Consider the following 21,010-nt stretch of genomic DNA (forward strand, 5'->3'; position numbering starts at 1 on the left):
TTTCGGTGACGGGCTCCACTGTGCTGATGGCACGCACGATCGGCTGGGGGTCGACCAGGGATAGCCTTGCCTGATGCGATTTGGGGTGCTTGGTCCGCTTTCGGTGTGGGCGTCAGACGGGACGCCCATACGCGTTCCCGAGCTGAAGGTCCGCGCGCTGCTCGCCGACCTGCTGGTGCACGAGGGGCGGCCGGTGTCGGCTGATCGGCTCCTGGACGATCTGTGGGGCGAGGAACTGCCGGGCAACCCCGCCAACACGCTGCAGACCAAGGTCTCCCAGCTACGTCGCGCGCTGGGTGATCGGCAGCTGGTGGCCTACCAGCCGGCCGGATACTCCCTGGTCAGCGACTCGGTGGACGCCATCCAGTTCACTCGTCTGCTCGCCGGTGCGCTGGCGAGCGAGGACCTGCGGGCGAAGGCCGACCTGCTGTCCGACGCGCTGGCGTTGTGGCGCGGTCCCGCCTACGCCGACTTCCGCGACTCCTTCGCGCAAGCCGCAGCCGCCCGTCTCGACGAACAGCGCCTGACGGCGCTCGAAGAGCAGGCAGAGGTACGGCTCGCACTCGGCGAACACAGCCGCCTGGCCGACGAGCTGGGGGAGCTGGTGGCAGAGCATCCCCTCCGGGAGCGGTTGCGGGCGGCTCATCTGCGCGCGTTGTACCGGTCAGGACGGCAGAGCGAGGCACTGGCCGGGTACGCCGAGCTTCGTGTGCAACTGGCCGACGAACTGGGTCTGGATCCGGGTCCCGAGCTGGTCGCGCTCCATCAGGCGATCCTGGTACAGGATCCGGCGCTGGCGCCCGCGCCCGTGTCGTCCTTGACGAACGTTCCCTTGCCGGTCACCTCGATCGTGGGCAGGGACGAGGCGGTGACGGAGGTTCGGGCACTGATGGACTCCTCCCGGCTGGTCACGTTGACCGGTCCGGGCGGGGTGGGCAAGACCCGGCTGGCGCTGGCCGTCGCGTCTTCGGTCGAGCTCCCCGGCGGCGTGTGGCTGGTGGAGCTCGCCGGGGCCACCGGGCAGGTGGCTGAGTTGGTCGCTGCCACTTTGGGCGTGCGGGACGAGACTTCCTCGCCTTCTCAAGTCCCCGTGCCGGATCTGGCGAATCGGCTGGCCGACGCGCTGCGCGGGCAGCGGCTGGTGCTCGTGCTCGACAACTGCGAGCACCTGGTCGGCGAGGTGGCCGCGCTGGTGGAACTGCTGCTGCGGACGGCGCCAGGGGTGCGGGTGCTCGCCACCAGCCGGGAATCGCTGGCCCTGCCGGGCGAGGCGCTCTTCGTGGTGCCGCCGCTGGACCAGGCGAGCGCGGTCGCGATGTTCGTGGAGCGCTCGGGCTCGTCGCCGGATGCCGAGAGCGCGCCGTGGGTCGAGGCGATCTGCCGGCGGCTGGACGGGTTGCCGCTGGCGTTGGAACTGGCGGCGGCCCGGGTGCGGGCGCTGGGCGTGCGGGGGGTGGCCGAACGGCTCGACGACCGGTTCCGGCTGCTGGCCGGGGCGGGGCGGGGCCGGCCGGCCAGACAGCAGACGCTACGGGCGGTGATCGACTGGAGCTGGGAGCAGCTCACCGAGCCGCAGCGCTCGGCGATGCTGGCACTGGCGATCCATCCGGGCGGTTGCACGCTGGAGGCGGCCGAGGCGGTCGGGGTCGATCTCGACCTGCTCGACCAGTTGGTGAGCCGGTCGATGGTGACGGGCGCGCCCAGATACCGGCTGCTGGAGAGTGTGGCGGCCTACTGCCTGGAGCGACTCGATCAGGACGATCCAGTGGTTCGAGTCAGGGACGCCTACTACACCGAGCTCGCCGTGCGGGCCGCGCCTCACCTGTACGGCAGCGCCCAGCGGCAGTGGCTGGGGCGGCTGGACGAGGAGGTGCTCAACCTCAGGGCGGTGTTGGACTCGACGGGGTCCCCACGACTGGTCGAGGCGCTGACCTGGTACTGGTACCTGCGAGGCAGACATCAGGAGGGGTATCGGCACACCAAGGGAACGGCTTGGGGTTCGGGGTTCGCGATGCTGGCGGGCGCCGGCCGTATCGACTCGACGGAGTTCCCCGACGCCAGGTCACGCTGGTTCCTGGCGCACGCCTGCCTGCATTTCGGGGACGTGAGCACGGCGGTGGGGCTGCTGGACGAGGCGTTGGCACAGTTCAGGGCGCTGGACGATCGCTGGGGCGAGGCGGCGGCGCTGGCGAGCCGTACCAAGCAGGCGATGTTCCAAGGCGACTTCGACCTGGCCGCGAGCAGCGGCGCCCAAAGCATGGCGATCTTCGGGGAGCTGGGAGATCGATGGGGGCAGCTCCAGGCCTCGGACATGCTCGGCTACCTGGCGGAGGTCACCGGCGACTACGCGCGCGCCGACCGGCTCCATCGGAAGGCACTGCGGATCGCGGAAGATCTGCGGTTGTGGACGGACGTGTCGTACCGGCTGTCCAGCCTGGGGCGGATCGCCTTGCTGACCGGCCAGCTGGAGCGTTCGGCCGAATTCCACGAACAGGGAATGCGGCTGGCGGGCGAGCAGGCCAACAGGTTCGCCGAGGAGTTCGCCAGGGTGGGACTCGGGCTGGTGGCCCGCCGATCGGGTGACCTTGATCGGGCCGAAGAGCTGTTCCTCGAGTCGTTGGAATGGAATCGGCGGCTGGAGACGGACTTCGGGGTGCCGTTCTACGGGGTGACGTTGATCCTGGCCGAGCTCGGGTTCATCGCCTCCGGGCGGGGGGAGACGGCTGCCGCCCGGACGCTGCACCTGGAAGGGCTGGCCGCCGCTCGCGAGGTCGGCGATCCGCGATCGGTGGCGTTGGCGCAGGAGGGGCTGGCCGAGGTGGCGGCGTTGGAAGGCTCGTACGAGGAGGCGGCCCGGCTGCTGGCGGAGGCGGCGGCGCTCAGGGAGTCGGTCGGCGCGCCCCTGCCACCTGGCGAACGCGGCGATGTGGACCGCGTCCGCGACCTGATCGCGGCCGGGTCGTGAGCGACCATCAGCGAACCGTGCGTGGGGGTCGGCAGAGTGGCTCACATGAAAGCACTGATCTTCAACCCTGACCTGTCCTTCGGCGTCGTTCCCGACCCGGTCCCGTCGCCCGCACAGGTGCTCGTCCAGGTGTCGGCCGTTTCTCTCAACTTCGGGGAGATCGCCTTCAGATCCGCGCAGATCCGGCCCGATCACGTCTCGGGATGGGATGCGGCCGGAGTGGTCGTGCGGGCGGCCGCCGACGGTTCGGGGCCCGTTGTGGGCACCCGTGTGGTGACGTTCGGCTGGTCGGGGGCGTGGGCCGAGTTGCGGGCCGTGGACACCGCTGAGCTGGCCGTCGTACCGGACGACGTCGATCTCGCCCTGGCCGCCGCCCTGCCGGTCGCGGGTGTTACCGCGCTCCAGGCGGTGCGGCGGCTCGGCCCGGTGCAGGGGCGAAGAGTGCTGGTCACCGGGGCGTCGGGCGGCGTCGGCAGATACGCGGTCCAGCTGGCCGCCCGTGCGGGGGCGCACGTGATCGCCTCCGTCGGCAGTCCGTCACGGGCCGAGGGACTGCCGGAGCTGGGCGCGGCCGAGGTCGTGCACGGTCCCGCCAACCTTCGCGGCCGGGTGTACGGCGTGCTGGACACCGTGGGCGGGCAGCAACTGGCCGAGGCGTTCTACCGGTTGGAGGACGACGGCGTGATCCAGGCCATCGGAAGGGCCGCCAAGGAGCCGACAGTGATCGACTTCGAGGAGGCCGGGAGCCGGTCCTTGCGCGGACGCATCGAGAACTTCAACGTGAGCACCCCCTTCGCCGACGACCTCGCCGAGCTCGTCGGCCTCCTGTCCAGAGGCGAGCTGGACGCTCAGGTGGGCTGGCGCGGCCCGTGGGACCGGGCCATGACCGCGGCGGACGCCCTCCTGACCCGCCGAGTCCAGGGCAAGGCCGTCCTCACCCTCCCTTGAGAGACAAGCCCTGGGAGGTCACGAGGATCTGCTCGGCGAGTTCGCGGGCGTGGGCCGCGGGGTCGGTGCCGGGCCGGGTGGCTCCGGCCGCCAGCGTGCCGTCGATCAGCAGGAGGAACTGGTCGGCCGCGTGCGCGGGCCGGGGATGCCCAAGGGCGGTGAGGTCGTCTTCGAGGAGCTGGTGCACGCGCCGGTGGTACTCACGGACGATCTCGTGTGCCGGGTGGTCGCGCTCGACCAGGGCCAGGTCGGCGGCCAGATAGCGGCAGCCGTGGAAGTCCGGCCCGGCGACGACCTCGGCGAGGCGGTCGAAGACGGCCAGCAGGCGGTCGCGTGGATGGTCGCCCGCGGCCTGCATCACCCGCCGGTAGTCGGCCTCGTCCTCAGCGGTACTGCGCTGGAGCACCGCCGCGATCAGGCCGTCCTTGCCGCCGAAGTGCTCATACAACGACCGGCGGGCCACGTTGGCCTCCCTGAGGAGGGCGTCGACGCCGACGTTCACGCCGTGGGTGTAGGTCAGCTTCTGGGCGGCGTCCAGCAGACGCTCTCGCGGCCCGGGCTTGGCAGGGGCACTCATGGTGGTCCAGCCTTCCAGCAGTTGACAGGTAGATCAACCAGTCTATATAAATCAATCAGTAGACCGACCGTTCTATCTATGAGGTGTTCAGCATGTCGTTCCGCACCAGCACCGAAGTCATCGACCGCTTCAACCGCGCCTTCATCGACCACGACCCCGACCTGCTCACCGACCTGATCGGCGAGGACTGTGTGATGGAGGCGGTCCAGCCGGCCCCCACCGGAGAGCGCGTCGAGGGTGGCGAGGCCTGCCTGGCCTGGTGGCGGACGCTCGTCGAGGACCGCACCACCCAGTTCGAGCCGCAGGAGGTCGTGATCGCCGCCGATCGGGCGACGATCCGCTGGCACTACCGATTCGGCGACGGTCCCACCGACTGGGTGAGCGGGGTCAACCTCATGCGGGTGCGCGACGGCGTGATCGTAGAGGCCCTCGGCTACAGCAAGACCGCGGGCGAGGTCCCCCTGGCCACCGAGGGGAAGCCCGAGAATGCGTAGTTATCATCTCGACAGCGGTGCCGGAATCGACGGCCTGGCGATCCGGTGGCACGACGATCCCGTCCCCGGTCCCGGGCAGGTCCTCGTCGCGGTGCGCGCCGTCTCGCTCAGCTACCGCGAGCTGATGGTGCTGCGCGGCGATTACGTGCTGCCGGTGAAGCCGGACGTGGTGCCGGTCTCGGACGGAGCCGGTGAGATCGTCGCGATCGGCTCCGGGGTCCGCACCGCCCGAGTCGGCGACAGGGTGACGGCCACGCTCTTCCCGAGCTGGCAGGACGGCCCGTTCGGCGCCCAGCACCTGCCGCAGCGGGGCGGCTCCCTGGACGGCATGCTGACCGAGCTCGCCGTGATCGACGAGGACGCGCTCGTGCCGATTCCCGATCACCTCTCCTACGAGGAGGCCGCGACACTGCCCTGCGCCGCGGTCACCGCGTGGAACGCCCTGACCGGTGACGGCGACGGCCTGCGGCCGGGCCAGACACTGCTCGTGCAGGGATCCGGCGGGGTATCGCTGTTCGCGCTCCAGCTCGCCAAGGCGCTCGGCGCCCGGGTGATCGCCACGACCAGCAGCCCGGCCAAGGCCGACCGGCTGGCCGAACTCGGCGCCGACGCGGTCATCGACTACCGGGCCACCCCCGACTGGCCGGAGGGGGTCCGGGAGCTGACCGCGGGCCAAGGGGCCGACCGCATCGTCGACGTCACGGGCCTGCTGGATCAGTCACTCAAGGCAGTGGCGATAGCGGGCCACATCGCCTGCGTGGGCTTCGTCTCCGACACCGCGCCGCCGATCGACCCCCGGGTGCTGTTCGCCTCCGGCGCCACGGTGCGCGCCGTCGCCGTCGGCAGCCGCGCCCAGTTCCTCGCGATGAACCGCGCCATGGAAAATCACCGGCTTCGTCCCGTCATCGATAGGGTGTTCGCCTTCGACGACGCCCCCGACGCCTACCGCTACTACGCCTCGGGCAAGGCCCTGGGCAAGGTCGTGATCAGGCTCTGAAGCACCTGACCGCAGCCGGGGTCAGCCGCCCAACGGTTCGCGGCCTCCTGGAGGTGCCCTGGTGGGCGACCTGTATGAAGCTCAACCTGTGCGGTTCTCTGCCGGGGAAACCGCCCCTCTGGCGCCCGTTCCGGTCCGGGTTCCGGAACCGCCGGGGCGGCGTTATCCAAAGGCTGGAAGGAGGCTCACCGCCGAACACCACCTCGGGATGGGCGCGAAGATTGTGGTACCAGGCTGGGTGCTTGGGCTCGCCCAGGTAGCAGGCGATCGTCACGCGGTCGCCGTCGTGAAAGTAGACGCATTGCGCCGGCGGACCACGGGGCGAGAGGATCGACGTACGGCAACGACATCGCGGCACCCTCCTTCATGAAGCGTCCGCTGGCGCCAGCACGGACAACGCCGACAACGTCGACACCGAGCCGGCGCTGCGCCGCACCCGGCGCCTGTTCGTCAACCGCGACAACCTGCGGGCGGCGATCCGCACCATGGTCAACGAGACGCTGAAGGCCTGCGATGTCGCGTTGTGGGGACCAGGCACCTCCTGCGCGTCGGACTCCCGCAAGTTCGGATCATGGTCGGCGAACATGATGACCGAATGGCACCAGTGCTACGGAGGTGCCGGAATCATGGTGTATTGGCACGTCGAGCGAAAATCGGTGTGCATCTACAGCCAGGTCACCAGCACGTCCGCCTCCGAGGTGGCCTCGATGATGGCTTGCTGCGGCACCTGACCTCGGCGGAGATCAATCGCCAGTACATGGCGCCTAGATCGTCGGGTTCGCCTTCGCGCATTTGCTGGGCTTCCAGCTGCTGCCCCGGCTGAAGAACATCGGCTCGGCGCGGCTGTACCGGCCCGGGCCCGGGGAGGATGAGGCCTGGCCGGAGCTGGAGGAGGTGCTGTCGGGCAAGACCATCGACTGGGACCTGATCGGCCGCCAGTACGACCAGATGATCAAGTACGCCACCGCGCTGCGGCTGCGTACCGCCGAGGCCCACCAGATGCTGCGGCGCTTCACCCGGGGTGGCCCCAAGCACTCCACCTACCAGGCCATCGAGGAACTCGGCCGCGTGATCAGGACGATCTTCATTTGTGACTATCTGGCCAGCGAGGCACTTCGCCAGGAGATCCATGAGGGCCTGAACGTGGTGGAGAACTGGCACTCGGCCAACAAGGACATCTTCTACGGCAAGGCGGGTGACCTGACCGGCGATGACCGGGAGACCGTCGAGGTGTCGGCGCTGGCGCTGCACCTGCTCCAGGCCTCGATCACCTACTTGAACACGATCACGATTCAGCTCGTCATGCGCGAGCCGCAATGGCAAAGAAGCTGACCGCCATCGACCGGCGCGGCCTGTCGGCCCTGTTCTGGACCCATGTGAACCTGTACGGGAGGCTGGAGCTCGACATGAGCAAGCACCTGGACCTGGCGAGCAGCACGCGGCGTGACTGATCACCTACTCGACCGTCAGCGCATCAGCGCGGCGCCCAGCAGGCGGATCGTCTCGGCCTCGCCGGGGTTGACGTCGTCGCTGGATGGCGCGTGCTCGGTGATGGCTGCCCCGATGATGTCGTCCACCTGGGAGACGAGATCGACCAGTCGCTGCGGCTGCGCGCCGTTCGGCTCCGGGTAGCAGGTCGCGCCGAAGACGGCGGGCTCCAGGACGTCGAGGTCGATGTGCACGTACACGGGGCCACGCAGACCGTCGAGCACGCGCTCCAGGTCGTCGACGCCGTACCTGCGCATGCCCTTCGCGAGGTACTCGTGCTCGGACACGTCACCCGCCCGCTCCCCGGCGATGATCACCTGCTGTGGTGCCAGGGGCTGCTCCAGCGTGAGGCCGGCCGGCCCGTCTCCGAGCAGCGCGCGCACCACCATCCCGTGGAAGGCGCCCGATGGCAGGGTCTGTGGGCTGTAGACGTCCGGGTGTGCATCGATCCACAGCACCGTCAAAGCGTCCCCATAGCGGGCGTAGGCAGCGGCGATCGGCGGGATGTCGACCGCGCAATCGCCGCCGATAGTGATCACCCGGTCGTCGATGCCGGCCAGTGCCTTCTGCGTCATCCGCTGGTTCTCCACGAGCACGTCGTATGCGCGGACCCCGGCGGCCTTGTCCCCGCCAGTTTCAATCACCGGCACGGTCACCACCGCGTCGGCAGGAACGAGCTCGGCGGCGCGGCGGGCACCGGCCATCAGCCGCGGCGCCTTGCTCGACGCCGATCCTTGCCATTGTGGTACGCAGAGCACAGTCGTCATGCGGCGACATTACGAGATGCCAGGATCAAAGGTCTAGATCGTTCTCATGCTTCATCAATAAAATTTCCACCAGATCGGTCTGGTGGCAGGAATCTGTACCCCCGCGGCGCGGTTCGGCGATCCAGCAGCCGACACCTGACGGCAGGTCACTTGCACAACATCGTCGCGCGTCATCGGATGACGGGTTGCGGGATAACCTTCGTTTCTGGCGAGATAGCGATCACGGGGCGGGCATAAGCTGGGCAGCCATCCTTCGGCACGGGGACCTCGTTTCCCGGTTATCTGGCAAGCTCAATAGGCTCCTAGGCTGAGGATCTTCGGCTCTCTGGCAGAGGGGGTGACCTGTTGGCGACACGGGTGTTCGCAGACCAGGAGCTGGAGGTGCTGCGGAAGTTCCCCGAGATCGGCCGGGAGGAACTGTTTTCGGTTCTTCACCCTGACCCCTGCAGATGTCGCGTTCGTCGATCCTGGCCGTGGTCGTGGCCCATGTCACCGACCAGCACACCACCTACGGCACGAAGATCATCGTGGCGACCAAGCGGGAAGCCCACTACGTCCTCGATGACATCCTCGGCAACGCCACCGACATCCCGATCACCGAGCACGCCACCGACACCCACGGAGTGACGCTGGTCAACTTCGGCCTGGTCCAGCTCGGCCCGACCGGCTACCGACCCCTGCGCGTCCGCGACACCCTGTTCTAGACAGCGCCCGAGGCATGCTCGGCCGCCTCCGTGCCTGTGGATCGGCCACGCCGAGCTCAGTGAGGTCGGCGTGGCCCGGTTCACGCTCTATCTGATGCACGACGGTAGGGAGTCCGCGCTCAAGGCGTACGGGTCCGTGGTGCTCGGCCCCGTCTACTGAGCCGGCTTGGCCCCGTCAGCCGACCTGGCCTGCCCGTCGCAGAACACCGTCTTGATGAGGTTGTTCAACGCCTTCGGGAACTCCGTCGCCATGTCCATTGCAGCGTCGCCGGTGGTGATCGAGGCGGTCATGGTCTTCTTGCCGTCCGGCGTGCTGTACATCAGCGCCCCGTAGCCGTTGTTGCTGCCGTTGTGGTTGAGGATGGTGCCGACGCAGCCCGGGCCCAGGTCCTGCACGTACAGCCCGAGGCCGTAGGTGCCGTAGAGGCCGGCGCTGTTCGGGTGCGGCTTGCGCATCTCGGCCAGCAGCTTGGCCGGCAGGAGCGTGCCGTCATTCAGCGCGGAGAAGAACGTGTGGAGATCCTCGGTGGTCGAGATCATCTCACCGGCGGCGGAGATCCAGGAGGGGTTCTGGCGGGTGACGTCGATCACCTTCCACTGGTCGGCGGCGTCTTCGTAGCGGTAGTAGGCGTGGGCGTACGGCGCGGGCATCCCCGAGCGGGTGCCCGGCACCACGGTGTGCTCCAGCTGGAGCGGCCCCAGGATCCGCCGCTTCATCTCCGTGGCGTAGGAGTGGCCGGTGACCTTCTCGATCAGCAGCTTGGCCAGCACGTAGTTGACGTTGGCGTAGCTCCAGCTCGTCCCCGGCTCATACTTCGGCCGCTTGGACAACGACAGCCGTACCAGCTCCTCGTCCTTGTAGGTGTGGAACCGCTTGGCCACCCACTCCTTGCCCTGCACGGGGATCAATGACACCGGTTTCCCGTCGGGGTCGACGTCGAAGGTGTAGTCGAACAGCCCGCTGGTGTGCTGCAGCAGCATCCGCACGGTGATCCGCCGGTCCAGCTTGTACTGGGGCAGGTAGTCGGCCACCGGGGCGTCCAGCCCGATCTCGCCGGCGGCTACCAGTTTCAGCACCAGGGTCGCGGTGAAGTTCTTGGTGGTGCTGCCTATCCGGAAGTGTCCGTTCGTCGGCGGCTTGGCGCTTGCGCCGAGCTTGCGCACCCCGGCGCTGCCGACCCACTGGCCTCGCTCATCGTTCACGCGCATCTGCATCCCGGCGAAACCGGCATCGATGAATGCCTGGAGGGCCTTCTGCAGCTCCGGACGATCCTGCCCGGCAGCAGCGGCCTTCGACACGGCCCTGCTGTCCGCGGCGGCCATCCCGGGGGTGGCCGCCCCGGCAAGCAGCGCGGCCGCCAGGGCCGTGACCGCCACTCGCCGGAAGACCTTGCTGCGGATGACCGGGGGTTGGTGCACGCCGAAGAAGCGCGCCTTGGTCGCCGTGATCGCTGGTGGGGATTGAGTTTTCATGGTTCCTCATGTCTGGTGTCGCGCTTAGGCGACGAGCTCGCCGAGCGATTCGGGGTCGATGGGGATGGGATAGGCCGGCGGCGGCGTGTCCATCGGCTCGCGTACCGGGAAGTCCCAGGCGCGCTTGCGCACGTCATGCGGACAATCGATGAGTTGGTGCTCGGCCCCGGGCGCGATGGGCAGCTCGACATCCTTGTCGGCGGCGATGAGTCGGCCGACCAGCCGCAGCGTGTGGTCCGGGCGGACCTGGTCGTCTATGCCGGCGGGCGTCGGCCGGGGTGAGCGAGCCGGCGTGGCTCGTACGGGTCCACGGTGCTCGGCTGTCTACTGGGTCAGCTCGGCCGCGTCGGCCGTCCCGGCCTGCCCACCGCCGAACACCTCCTCGACGAGCCTCTGCGTCGCCTTCTGGAACGCCTCTCCCATGGACAGTGCGGCATCGTCGACATAGTTCAGCGAGGCGGTCAGGGTCTTGCTGCCGTCGGGCGTGCTGTACATCAGCCCCGCGTGGCCCGTGATGCCGCCGTTGTGGGTGATGACGGTGCCGCCGCCCGGCGCGTCCTGCACGAACACCCCCAGGCCGTAGCCGGCCTTCGGCTCCGGCGTGCACATCTCGGCCAGCAGCTCGGCCGGCAGGAGCTTGCCGCCCACCAGCGCGGAGATGAACGTGTGCAGGTCCTGGGTGGTTGAGATCATGTCGCCGCCGGTGGAGATCCAGGACGGGTTCTGGCGGGTGACGTCGACCACCTTCTCCTGGCCATCCTCCTCATACCGGTAGTAGGCGTGGGCGTGCGGCTCGGGAACGTCCGTCGAGGTGTCCGGCGCCACGGTGCCCGACAGGGCGAGCGGCCCCAGGACCAGCCGCTGCATCTCCTCGCCGAGCGAGCGGCCGGTGACCTTCTCGACCAGCAGCCTGGCCAGCACGTAGTTGGTGTTGGAATAGCTCCAGTCCGTCCCCGGCTCGAACCGCGCCGGCTTGGACAGCGCCAGCCGGACCAGCTCCTCCGGCCGGTAGGTCTTGAACCGGTCCTCCACCCACTCCCGGCCCTGATAGACGATCCCCGGCACGTACTCGGGGTAGTAATCGCCGGTGAAGTTGAACACCCCGCTGGTGTGCTGCAGCAGCATCCGCACCGTGATCCGCCGGTCCAGCCCGAACTCGGGCAGGTAGTCATCCACCGGCGTGTCCAGCCCGATCTTGCCCTCGGCCACCAGCTGCAGCACCACGGTCGCGGTGAAGGTCTTGGTGTTGCTGCCGATCCGGAAGTGCCCGTTCGCCGGCGGCTTGGCGCTCTGGCCCAGCTCGCGCACCCCGGCGCTGCCGACCCACTCGCCTCGCTCATCGTGCACGCGCAGCGTCACCCCGACGAAACCGGAATCGACCATCTCCTGGATGAGCTTCTGCAACTCCGGGCGATCCTGCCCGGCAGCGGCTGGCGGCACGGCCACACTGCTGTCCGGGGTGGCCACCCCCGGCGTGGCCGAAGCGACGTCGAGGGCCTCGGTGATCTTGCGGGCCATCTCCGCCATGGTGGGGCTGACCTCGCCCTTCTGGGGCCGGGTGGCTGCCTCGACGGCGACCAGGACGGTGCGGCGGAAGTTGTCGGCCTCTGCCGGAGCCTGCTCCTTGAGCAGGCTCATGGCCGCGGTCAAGGCCGGCAGCACCTGATCGGCAAGTGCGGCGGTGGACTTGCCGTTCAGGCCCTTGGGCGCCTTGGCGAGCACGTGCCCAACCAGGCCGGTCGCGGAGGTCAGAGCGATGGAGCCTTCGGCGGCGGCCTTATGGGCCGAGCCGGCGGCACCAGCGGCGGACATCAGCGAGACGGCGCCCCACGCGGCGGTGCGCAGGGTGAGCTTGTCCTGCTCCTTAAGGGTGACGGACATGATCGCATGCTCCTTTAAACCAATGAGAAAAATTCACTTCAACGGACCGATGGTGAAATGCGGTCCTGTGGTGCCCGGCCCGGGGTAGCTGAATTGCTCAGGTCGGATCGCCCGAGAAGATCGCACCCAGCCTTGGAGCCGCAGTCGCTGAACCGTTCATGGCATCCACGATCGCCGACCGCTCTGATACCGGGCCGTTGCCGTCCTGACGCGGCCGCTGACACGACACCGCACGGTCGACGGCGAGCGCGAGGGTTGATCAGCTGGGTCGAGGACGTCCGTGAGGGGGTTCAGTGGCGGGCTGGAGGAGTGGCAGGAGTGGTTGCCGCTGCTCGGGCTGGAGTCGGTCCCGCATCGCGACGAGGGGCGAGGACAGGGCATGCATGGCTCGATTGGCGCGATCTCCCTCGCCGCACCCCGGCGAAACGTTGAAAGGGGACGCTTCAGAAGCTGGCGGGAGGCGCTGACGGGCCGGTGCTCGTCCGTTGACAGCGGTCCCGGCGCCTGTCAGGTCAGATCCGGGGGGCCGAGGAGTGGCGGCAGGCCTATACCGCGAAGCGCACCGCGCACGGCTAGCACAGCGCAGCGATACACCACGAGTTTCACCGGTTGTGACGGCCGTCGGAACCGGTCACCTCTCCGACATTTCGCTCAGGCCGCCTCTCGCGAAAGTCCCCTCAGAACCGGGGGCGGGAGCGGTGAAGGTCTCGGTCCAGCCGCTGACCCTGGCGTTCCGGAGCGTCAGCGGGGAGTGGCCGCCGTCGGGGTGAAGGGAGCGCCGTGGCCGGGGACGATGACGTCGGCGACGGCCAGCACGCGCCCCCTGCTGGTCCGCAGGACCTGGCGGTCGATGGTGACCGGGTCGTCGGCGGGGCCGTCGGCCCGCCACCACAGGTCGCCGGCGAAGGCCACCACGCCCTCTGAGGTGCCGGCCAGCAGGGTGATGTCCTCGGCGCTGTGGCCGGGGGTGGCGATCAGCCTGATCGACGGGGAGAACTCGTACCCCTCGGCGTCCCTGCTCGTCCAGTCCTGGCCCCGGTAGATCGCCTTGTGGTCGTGGATCCGCGCCTGGCCGAACAGGCCGACGTTGAGGATGTTGTCCGGGTGGTGGTGGCTGAGTACCACGTCGGTGATGTCGTCCGTCTTGAGGCCGAGGTCGGCGAGCGCGTCGAGGATCACTGACTGGCTCGCGACCATGCCGGGGTCCACCACGATTCTGTGGTCGCCCTCGGTGACGTAGGAGACGGTCGCGGCCACGCCGGGTCCGGTGGACGTCGTGTAGCCGGTGGCGAGGATATGGAAGGCGGCCGAACGGCCGCTGGGTGCGTCGGTCATGGCAAGCAGTCTGGCGATGGCACGCACCTGGAAACAGTGGCCGGAACACCCATTATCGTGGGTTTCGTGCCAAAGTCTCGCTCGGTCGCCGCCTATGCACAGCCGCTCCGCGACCCTGGGCCACAGCCGCCGGCGGCGCCGAGGCCACATCGTCGGGCACGAACCGAGCCCCGGCAGCGTACAGAGCTGGACCAGCATGCCCAGCTGGTCCACTGAGCGCCGCCCACGACCTGGATCGACGAACGCCACATCAGCCGACGTCGGCGTGAAGTACCGGATCAACTCATCTGCGCTGATCTCCTGGAACGAGCGCAGCTGCTCCAACTGCTCCTCGGAGAACATCTTCTCTGACAACGCACCACCCCACATGCCGTACCGGACGAAACCGGAACGAACGTAGCGGCAGTGATCATCAACCCGCCACAGGCGGTCTAGCGCCTCCGTTACCGCAGGTCAGAGGCGACTTCTTTGGAAAATTCTTCATTGCTACCGGGACCCCGGCTTGACTGGCCGATTGGTTGCTGCTCAAGCCCCGTGACGCCGTCGGTCGAGCCGGTGCGCACGATCTGTTCGACGTGCTCGCGGACCCACCCCGACGCGCTCGGTTCGTAATCACCGGTCAACGCCATGCCCTGATCAACGTGCCCGGCCCGTCGCGATCCCACGACTAGACCGTGCCGGCGCCCATGTGGGTGGCAGGGCGCCTGGTATCCACGTTGCCGGTCAAGGTCTTGAGGATACCGGGAAGTGCCGCCACCGTTTCGGCGGGCAGGCCGGTCACGGTCTCCTCCGCCAGGGCGCACCATAGCTGCTTGACCTGGTCGGCGAGCGCCTGGCCGCCGTCGGTGAGTTCGACGATGCTGGCGCGCTTGTCCGAGGGGGCGGATTTGCGGCGGATGTGGCCGGCGGCTTCGAGCTTGCGGGTCATGAGCGTCACGCTGGGCGGCTCGCAGCCGAGCGCCTCGCTGAGCTGGGCCTGGATCATCGGGCCGGTCCGGGCGAGTTCGAGCAGGAGCGCTTCCTGTCCGGGGTGCAGGCCGAGCGGGGCCAGCAGCGCGGCGGCCCTGGCCCGGTGGCGCAGGCTCAGCAGGCGGATGGCCTGGTTGAGGGCGTCGGCTTGCTCGAAGTCCATGGGCTCTCCTTGACTGGATTAGTTATGTGCATAATATTTATCCGCGTAACTAATCCTACATGACATCGAGGGAGCCGACATGACCGTGAAGGTCGCCGTCATCTACTACAGCGCGACAGGTACTGTGCACGCACTCGCGCAGGCCGTCGCCGAGGGCGCCGCCTCGGCCGGGGCCGGGGTGCGGCTGCGGCGGGTCGCCGAGTTGGCACCCGACAGCGCGATCGCCCAGAACCCGCAGTGGCGGCGGCACGCCGACGCCACCACGTCGATCGCCCAGGCTTCGGTTGAGGACCTGGCGTGGGCCGACGCGTTCGCGTTCGGGACGCCGACCCGGTTCGGCGCGCCGGCCGCGCAGCTCAAGCAGTTCATCGACCAGGCCGGCGGGCTGTGGCGGGAAGGGAAACTGGCCGACAAGCCGGTGACGGCCTTCACCTCGGCGTTCAACCGGCACGGCGGCAGCGAGGCCACGATCTTGTCGCTGGGCAATGTCTTCTACCACTGGGGGGCGCTGATCGTCCCGCCCGGATTCACCGATCCGGTCGTGTACGCCGCAGGCGGCAACCCTTACGGCACGTCGTTTGTGACCGGCCCGACCAGAGACGGCCCAGACGCCGCGGCGCTGGAAGCGGCCAGGTACCAGGGACGGCGGCTGGCCCAGATCACGATCCGGCTGCTGGGCCGCGGCCGCGTGACCGACGCCGCCGCGGGCGACGGGAACCCCCGCGCAACCATGGCCGGAACAACCTCCCACACCGCATGAGCGGCGGATTAGCAAGGAGGAAGTCATGACAAGCACCAGCACCGCATCTCAGCGGGCCAGGCCGCACGCCGGCCCCGCCTGGTTGGTCCTGTCGCTGGCGTGTGCCTGCCAGTTCATGGTGATCCTGGACGCGTCCATCGTTAACGTCGCCCTGCCCTCGGTCCGCGAGGACCTCGGCTTTACACCGACCGGCCTGGCCTGGGTGGTGAACGGCTACCTGCTTACCTTCGCCGGCTTCATGCTGCTGGGTGGCCGTGCCGCTGACCTGTTCGGCCCGCGCCGGATGCTGGCCGCCGGGCTGTTGTTGTTCTCCGCCTCGAGTCTGGTCGGCGGCTTGGCAACCGCTCCGGAGGTCCTGGTGGCGGCCCGCGTCGTGCAGGGCATCGGAGCCGCCATGATGGCCCCGGCGACGCTGACCGTGATCAACACCTCCTTCACCGAGCCGAACGCGCGGGCCAAGGCGTTCGGCGCATGGTCTGCCGCGGGCGGTGTGGGCGGGATGGCCGGCGCGGTCGCGGGCGGTTCCATCACAACCGGCCTATCGTGGCGGTGGGTCTTTCTCATCAACGTGCCGATCGGCGCGGCGCTGATCGTAGTGGCCATGATGTCGCTGGCCGCCACGCGAACCGGCCGGCGGGAATCGCTCGACCTCACTGGCGCGGTCACGGGGACGGCGGGGCTGGCCGCGCTGATCTACGGGGTCATGCAGAGCGCCGATCATGGCTGGACGTCCGGGCTGGTCGTCGGGCCAGTAGTGGCGGGCCTGCTCCTGCTCGTCGTCTTCACCGTGGTGGAGGCGCGTTTCGCCAGCCAACCGATGATGCCCCTGCGGCTGTTCAAGATCCGGGGGGTGGTCGTCGGCAACGGCATGCTGCTGCTGTTCGGCGGAATTGCCATCGCGATGTGGTATTTCACGTCGCTCTTCCTGCAGAACGTACTCGGCTTCAGTGCGCTTCAAGCCGGGCTCGGGCAGACACCCGCGGCAGTGATGTTCATGGTGATCGCGCGATGGGCCGCCGCCCTGCTGCCACGAACCGGTGTGCGCCCCCTGCTGCTGGCCGGCAGCGCCTGTTTCCTGGCCGGTTTCGGCTGGCTCTCCCTGGCCCACGCCGACAGCGGCTACGTCACCAGCGTGCTCGGGCCTACGCTGCTCATCGCGGTCGGCATCGGGCTGACCTTCCCCACCCTCATGGCCGCAGCGACCGCCGATGTTCCCGAGGGCGACGCGGGGATCATCGGCGGCCTGGCCAACACCGCCAGTCAGGTAGGCGGGTCGATCGGCCTGGCGGTGCTCGCGACGGCCGCCAGCACCAGAGCCGCGTCGGAGGCCGATGGGAGTTCCCCGGTCGACGCCCTCGCCGTCGGCTACGACCTGGTCTTCCTCATGGCGGCTGGGCTCGGCCTGGCCATCGCGGTGGTCGGCTTGCTACTGCCGCGGCACCGGCGCGGCTTACCGCCGGAGACGCCGCGTGCTCACTCGCCGCACTCCGGGCGCAGCGCCTGTCCACGGCGCTGCGCCCGCTTCTGGTCGGCCTCAGCCAAGCGTCATCCTCGGCCTCGCCGACGCCGTCCCGAGGAGTATTTCGCCGCCGCCCGTGCTCTGGTCATCCCCGGACGTGCTCGGACCGCCCTGACTGCGGCGGTCAGACGTAGCGCGATCCCTCCGGAACCGCCAGCAGCCCCGACAACGCCTGGCAGGCCCGCATCGGCGCGGCGCACCTGCTTGGCCACCGTGGCATACATCCGCGCGTCGACGACGGCGGGCCCGCACAGCCTGCTGCGGGCGACGATGCCCCGCGTCTGGGGCAGCAGCATCAGCCCCGCCATCGTGGGGGAGTTCGTGCCGCATAAAGGTCGCGGTCGCGAAACACGTCTGACCATAAGCGGATTTGACGTCAAATTTTAGGTCTTGTCAGTCCTTACGGTGGATTTTACTTTCATGGTCAACGACCCACGAAGGGACACCCCCCATGGTCTTACGCAAGGTGGCCTTACGCCGCTGGGCCGCGGTCATCGCCGCGGCCGCCGCCGTACTCGCGAGCTCCGCCCCCGCCCTCGCCGACCCCGAGCCCTCGGGCAAGCTGGTCACCCCAAGCGCCGAACCCCAGGACCTCGTCGCCGGCACCTACATCGTGGTCCTGAAGGACCGGCCCGAGGTGTCGAGGGCGGCCACCGACCTGACGGCCAGGCACGGCGGCACGAAGTTCAGGGAGTACACGCACGCGCTGCGCGGCTTCGCCGTCCACGCCAGCGAACGGCAGGCCAAGCGGCTGGCCGCCGACCCCTCGGTCGAGTACGTGCAGCAGGTGGTGGTGCACCGCGCGTCCGACACCCAGCCGAACCCGCCCTCGTGGGGCCTTGACCGGATCGATCAGCGCAACCTGCCGCTGAACAGCTCCTACACCTACGGGCCCACCGGCGCGGGAGTGCGCGCCTACATCATCGACACCGGCATCAGGCCGACTCACCGCGACTTCGGCGGGCGGGCCTCCATCGGGTTCGACGCGATCGGCGACGGCCAGAACGGCAACGACTGCCACGGCCACGGCACGCACGTGGCCGGGACCACGGGCGGCTCGGCCCACGGCGTGGCCAAGGGCGTGACGTTGGTCGGCGTCCGGGTGCTCAACTGCGAGGGATCGGGCACCACCGACCAGGTCGTGGCCGGCATCGACTGGGTCACCGCGAACGCCGCCAAGCCCGCCGTCGCCAACATGAGCCTCGGCGGCAGCGCCGACGCCGTGCTGGACACCGCGGTGAAGAACTCCATCGCCTCGGGCGTCTCCTACGCCATCGCGGCCGGCAACGGCTTCTACGGGCTGTTCGCGCTGGACGCCTGCACCCAGTCCCCCGCCCGCGTCCCCGAGGCGATCACCGTCTCGATCACCAACAACACCGACACCAAGCCGTCCTGGGGCAACCGCGGAACCTGCGTGGACCTGTTCGCCCCGGGTTACAACATCACCTCGGCGTGGAAGGACTCCGACACCTCCACCAGCACCATCAGCGGCACGTCGATGTCCACCCCGCACGTCGCCGGAGCCGCCGCCCTGTACCTGCAGGGCCACCCGGCCGCCACCCCGCAGCAGGTGCGCGACGCGATCGTGAACAACGCCACGACCGGCGTCGTCAAGAGCCCCGGCAGCGGCTCGCCCAACCGCCTGCTCTACATCCCGGGGCTGTAACCTCTCCCCCCGCCCCGCGGACACCCCTGTCCGCGGGGCGGCCCCGGCTCTCATCTCGGGCCGCCGACAAGCCACCTCCGTGTCAGGGCGATCCCGGTGACCCGCCCCTGAATCTCGCGCGTACGGCATGGCCTGCGGCTCGACAGGGCGGCGGAGTGCCGGGCACATTCTCGGGTCGGGGCCTGTCATACCCCCTCAGCGATGGAACCCCCGTCGCACGAGAGGTGACCCAAGGAGCACGCCATGGCCGATCAGCCCGCGCGGACGTCGTCGATCAGCGCCGCCAGCAATGCGGCTCGCTCGGCCATCGCCGAGATCACGACGTACTCGCCCTCGGCGTGCGCGTGGTCTCCGACCGCGCCCATGCCGTCCAGCGTGGGCACGCCGATGCCCGCCGTGAAGTTGCCGTCGGAGCCGCCGCCGACCGCGACGCCCGTCAGCTCGGGCAGCCCCAGCCTCCTGGCCAACCGTACGGCCCGCGTGAACAGCTCCCGCGACCTGGCCGCCTCCAGCGGCGGCCGGTTCGGCCCGCCCACCACCTCGATGGACGCCCCCTCCAGGCGGGGCCGCAGGGCGCCGAACGCGGCGTCCACCCGGGCCTGCTCGGCGACGGTCTCGGCCCTGACGTCCACGGTGAACCTGGCGTGGGCCGGCACGGTGTTCGTCGTGGTGCCGCCGCCGACCACCGTCGGCGTGACCGTCGTGCCGCCCCGCTCGAACGCCTGGACGGCCAGGACCTGGTGAGCCAGCTCCACCGCGGCGTTGACCCCCTTGTGCGGCTCCAGCCCGGCGTGGGCGGCCCTGCCGCCGATGAGCACGTCGTAGAGCGAGACGCCCTTGCGTTGCACCTTCAGCGCGCCGTCCGCGCTGGCCTCCAGGACGAACGCCGCCGTGGCGCCGCGGGCCTGCTCCTCGATCCAGGCCCGTGACGTCGGCGAGCCCAGCTCCTCGTCGGTGGTCACCAGCAGCGTGACCCCGTCCAGGTCGTCGAGCGTGGCCACCGCGTGCAGGGCCTGGACCAGTCCCGCCTTCATGTCGAAGCAGCCAGGCCCGGTGGCCAGGTCACCCTGGACCTCGAACGGCCAGCGGTCGAGCGTGCCCAGCGGCCACACCGTGTCCAGGTGGCCGACCAGCAGCACCTTGGTCCTGCCGCCGAACCGCCACAGCAGGTGCGGCCTGCCCTGCCTGGTGACCACGTCAGGCCGGCACCCCGTGATCCGCCAGGCGATCTCCGTCAGGACGTCGGCGGCGCGCATCGTGGCCTTGACGTCGCCGGACGGCGACTCGCAGGTGACGAGAAGTTCCAGGTCTCGGACCATCTGGCGGACATCCAGGAACGTGCTCACAGGGCGTTCTCCTTCACGACGGCGGTCTGTCGCTTCGGATTGTGCTGCGCGAACGCCCGGCGCGGCTTCGTCGCCTGGACCGAAAGAGCGCCGCCACATAGGGCCCCACGCCCGGAGAGATCACGATCTTGAGGAGCACATCCCCGAGAAGTCTCCCCGCACCCATGACAGGAGACCCGTGACCTGGCCGTCCACCGGCGAGTGCGGGTATGTGGCGCACGCGGGAGGAGGTCGCAGACGCCGAGATCGCCACCCGTCTGTGTGTCAGCGAAGCCACCGTCAAAGCCCACCTCAACCGGGCCATGACGAAACTCAACCTCACCAGCCGCGCCCAGGCCGTGGCGCTGGCGTACGAATCCGGCCTGATCACCCCTGGCAGGGAAACCTCGTCCCGCGCGCTATGAGCGCAGCTTCGTCAGCCGGTCGATGGCCTCTTGCCGGGTCATGTCGACGCCTTGGCGGTAGGCCCTGTCGTATTCGGTACGGCCGAGCCGGTCCACGAGAGCCTCCACGAGCGAGCGCAGTTCGACGTCGCCGTGGTCGAAAGTGCCGCGGACGGCCCGGCTCGCCGAGCGCGGTGGCCGCGCCGGCCGGATCGCCCTCCAGGAACAGCAGCCGGGCAAGGAGCTGGGCGGCGGATGGGATGTCCATGTGCGCCGCTTGGACGGTGCGCGGCAGCAGCTCGCGTGCGCGTGCGGCGTCCCCGGCGGTGAGGAGGTTCGCCATCCTGGCGGAGACCAGCTGGTTCTGCATCGTCTCGGCCGGGAGGGGCAGCTCGCGGGCGAGCGTCTCCATCCGGGGTCTCCAGCATCCGGTACCCGTCGCCGGCCCGCTCCACGATGGACTTGTCGACCAGGGAGTCCAGGAGATAGATGACCTCGCCCGCGGGAAGCGTCTCATCCGAACAGACCGCCTCAATCGCGGCGATCCCGGTTCTCGCCGGAAATATCGAGATCCG

21 protein-coding genes and 1 pseudogene are annotated in these 21,010 nt (G+C 69.3%); 13 read left to right on the forward strand and 9 right to left on the reverse strand.

The features are described from left to right. Positions 1-73 precede the first annotated feature (73 nt). On the forward strand, positions 74-2,965 hold the full coding sequence (locus H4W81_RS13390; RefSeq protein WP_192775108.1) for an AfsR/SARP family transcriptional regulator: 2,892 nt from the start codon (positions 74-76) through the stop codon (positions 2,963-2,965). Between the two features lie 45 nt (positions 2,966-3,010). Then, positions 3,011-3,913, forward strand: coding sequence for a zinc-binding dehydrogenase (locus tag H4W81_RS13395; protein WP_192775109.1), 903 nt, complete (start codon positions 3,011-3,013; stop codon positions 3,911-3,913). On the opposite strand, the gene H4W81_RS13400 is transcribed toward H4W81_RS13395, so the two are convergent. Then, positions 3,900-4,490 (reverse strand): TetR/AcrR family transcriptional regulator, encoded by a 591-nt coding sequence (locus H4W81_RS13400; protein WP_192775110.1) that lies wholly within the window; start codon positions 4,488-4,490, stop codon positions 3,900-3,902. The genes H4W81_RS13395 and H4W81_RS13400 overlap by 14 nt on opposite strands. Before the next feature lie 92 nt (positions 4,491-4,582). On the opposite strand from H4W81_RS13400, the gene H4W81_RS13405 reads away from it, so the two are divergent. Beyond that, positions 4,583-4,984, forward strand: coding sequence for a nuclear transport factor 2 family protein (locus H4W81_RS13405; protein ID WP_192775111.1), 402 nt, complete (start codon positions 4,583-4,585; stop codon positions 4,982-4,984). Further along, on the forward strand, positions 4,977-5,981 hold the full coding sequence (locus H4W81_RS13410) for a zinc-dependent alcohol dehydrogenase family protein (RefSeq protein ID WP_192775112.1): 1,005 nt from the start codon (positions 4,977-4,979) through the stop codon (positions 5,979-5,981). The genes H4W81_RS13405 and H4W81_RS13410 overlap by 8 nt, the downstream gene beginning before the upstream one ends. On the opposite strand, the gene H4W81_RS13415 is transcribed toward H4W81_RS13410, so the two are convergent. Continuing rightward, positions 5,971-6,339, reverse strand: a complete 369-nt coding sequence (locus tag H4W81_RS13415; protein WP_192775113.1) for a nitroreductase/quinone reductase family protein — start codon at positions 6,337-6,339, stop codon at positions 5,971-5,973. The two genes, H4W81_RS13410 and H4W81_RS13415, sit on opposite strands and share 11 nt — an antisense overlap. 67 nt (positions 6,340-6,406) lie before the next feature. Here H4W81_RS13415 and H4W81_RS48560 point away from each other — a divergent pair, with 67 nt between their 5' ends. The 3 genes from H4W81_RS48560 (at position 6,407) to H4W81_RS48570 (ending at position 7,432) form a co-directional block, all read left to right on the forward strand. After that, on the forward strand, positions 6,407-6,712 hold the full coding sequence (locus H4W81_RS48560; RefSeq protein WP_264083290.1) for a transposase: 306 nt from the start codon (positions 6,407-6,409) through the stop codon (positions 6,710-6,712). A 61-nt stretch (positions 6,713-6,773) separates the two neighbouring features. Next, entirely contained in the window at positions 6,774-7,313 is a 540-nt protein-coding gene (locus H4W81_RS48565; protein WP_192775114.1) for a Tn3 family transposase, read from the forward strand. Continuing rightward, complete coding sequence (locus H4W81_RS48570) at positions 7,298-7,432, forward strand: hypothetical protein (protein WP_264083160.1); 135 nt, start codon at positions 7,298-7,300, stop codon at positions 7,430-7,432. Before H4W81_RS48565 ends, H4W81_RS48570 begins: the two co-directional genes overlap by 16 nt. Positions 7,433-7,447: 15 nt before the next feature. Here H4W81_RS48570 and H4W81_RS13430 read toward each other — a convergent pair whose 3' ends face one another. Next, the gene (locus H4W81_RS13430) at positions 7,448-8,236 is read right to left on the reverse strand and encodes an arginase family protein (RefSeq protein WP_225958603.1); all 789 of its coding nucleotides are present in this window, start codon (positions 8,234-8,236) and stop codon (positions 7,448-7,450) included. A gap of 449 nt (positions 8,237-8,685) precedes the next feature. Here H4W81_RS13430 and H4W81_RS47115 point away from each other — a divergent pair, with 449 nt between their 5' ends. Continuing rightward, the gene (locus tag H4W81_RS47115) at positions 8,686-8,940 is read left to right on the forward strand and encodes a transposase (RefSeq protein ID WP_225958604.1); all 255 of its coding nucleotides are present in this window, start codon (positions 8,686-8,688) and stop codon (positions 8,938-8,940) included. 153 nt (positions 8,941-9,093) lie between these two features. On the opposite strand, the gene H4W81_RS13440 is transcribed toward H4W81_RS47115, so the two are convergent. After that, the gene (locus tag H4W81_RS13440; RefSeq protein ID WP_192775115.1) at positions 9,094-10,413 is read right to left on the reverse strand and encodes a serine hydrolase domain-containing protein; all 1,320 of its coding nucleotides are present in this window, start codon (positions 10,411-10,413) and stop codon (positions 9,094-9,096) included. A gap of 135 nt (positions 10,414-10,548) precedes the next feature. On the opposite strand from H4W81_RS13440, the gene H4W81_RS13445 reads away from it, so the two are divergent. Continuing rightward, a complete protein-coding gene (locus H4W81_RS13445) occupies positions 10,549-10,695 on the forward strand; it encodes a hypothetical protein (RefSeq protein ID WP_192775116.1) in 147 nt (48 codons plus the stop codon). 42 nt (positions 10,696-10,737) lie between these two features. On the opposite strand, the gene H4W81_RS13450 is transcribed toward H4W81_RS13445, so the two are convergent. The 4 genes and pseudogenes from H4W81_RS13450 to H4W81_RS13465 all read right to left on the reverse strand — a co-directional run bounded on the left by H4W81_RS13450 (position 10,738) and on the right by H4W81_RS13465 (position 14,761). Then, a complete protein-coding gene (locus tag H4W81_RS13450) occupies positions 10,738-12,294 on the reverse strand; it encodes a serine hydrolase domain-containing protein (RefSeq protein WP_225958605.1) in 1,557 nt (518 codons plus the stop codon). Between the two features lie 741 nt (positions 12,295-13,035). Next, entirely contained in the window at positions 13,036-13,629 is a 594-nt protein-coding gene (locus H4W81_RS50030) for an MBL fold metallo-hydrolase (protein ID WP_192780782.1), read from the reverse strand. A gap of 3 nt (positions 13,630-13,632) precedes the next feature. Then, positions 13,633-13,998 (reverse strand): annotated as a pseudogene (locus H4W81_RS50035) (DUF4158 domain-containing protein); the annotation flags it as partial. A 298-nt stretch (positions 13,999-14,296) separates the two neighbouring features. Then, the gene (locus H4W81_RS13465; RefSeq protein ID WP_192775117.1) at positions 14,297-14,761 is read right to left on the reverse strand and encodes a MarR family winged helix-turn-helix transcriptional regulator; all 465 of its coding nucleotides are present in this window, start codon (positions 14,759-14,761) and stop codon (positions 14,297-14,299) included. Between the two features lie 79 nt (positions 14,762-14,840). On the opposite strand from H4W81_RS13465, the gene wrbA reads away from it, so the two are divergent. The 3 genes from wrbA (at position 14,841) to H4W81_RS13480 (ending at position 18,706) form a co-directional block, all read left to right on the forward strand. Further along, a complete protein-coding gene (gene wrbA / locus H4W81_RS13470) occupies positions 14,841-15,521 on the forward strand; it encodes an NAD(P)H:quinone oxidoreductase (protein ID WP_192775118.1) in 681 nt (226 codons plus the stop codon). A 25-nt stretch (positions 15,522-15,546) separates the two neighbouring features. Continuing rightward, a complete protein-coding gene (locus tag H4W81_RS13475) occupies positions 15,547-17,427 on the forward strand; it encodes an MFS transporter (protein WP_225958606.1) in 1,881 nt (626 codons plus the stop codon). Positions 17,428-17,491: 64 nt separating this feature from the next. Then, the gene (locus H4W81_RS13480; protein ID WP_192775119.1) at positions 17,492-18,706 is read left to right on the forward strand and encodes a S8 family peptidase; all 1,215 of its coding nucleotides are present in this window, start codon (positions 17,492-17,494) and stop codon (positions 18,704-18,706) included. Positions 18,707-18,957: 251 nt separating this feature from the next. On the opposite strand, the gene H4W81_RS13485 is transcribed toward H4W81_RS13480, so the two are convergent. Beyond that, positions 18,958-20,052 (reverse strand): M20 family metallopeptidase, encoded by a 1,095-nt coding sequence (locus H4W81_RS13485; protein ID WP_318781717.1) that lies wholly within the window; start codon positions 20,050-20,052, stop codon positions 18,958-18,960. Positions 20,053-20,261: 209 nt separating this feature from the next. On the opposite strand from H4W81_RS13485, the gene H4W81_RS13490 reads away from it, so the two are divergent. Then, positions 20,262-20,456, forward strand: a complete 195-nt coding sequence (locus H4W81_RS13490; RefSeq protein ID WP_192775120.1) for a response regulator transcription factor — start codon at positions 20,262-20,264, stop codon at positions 20,454-20,456. The last annotated feature ends 554 nt before the right edge of the window (positions 20,457-21,010 follow it).

This window comes from Nonomuraea africana, from assembly GCF_014873535.1.
Taxonomy (GTDB): Bacteria; Actinomycetota; Actinomycetes; order Streptosporangiales; family Streptosporangiaceae; genus Nonomuraea; species Nonomuraea africana.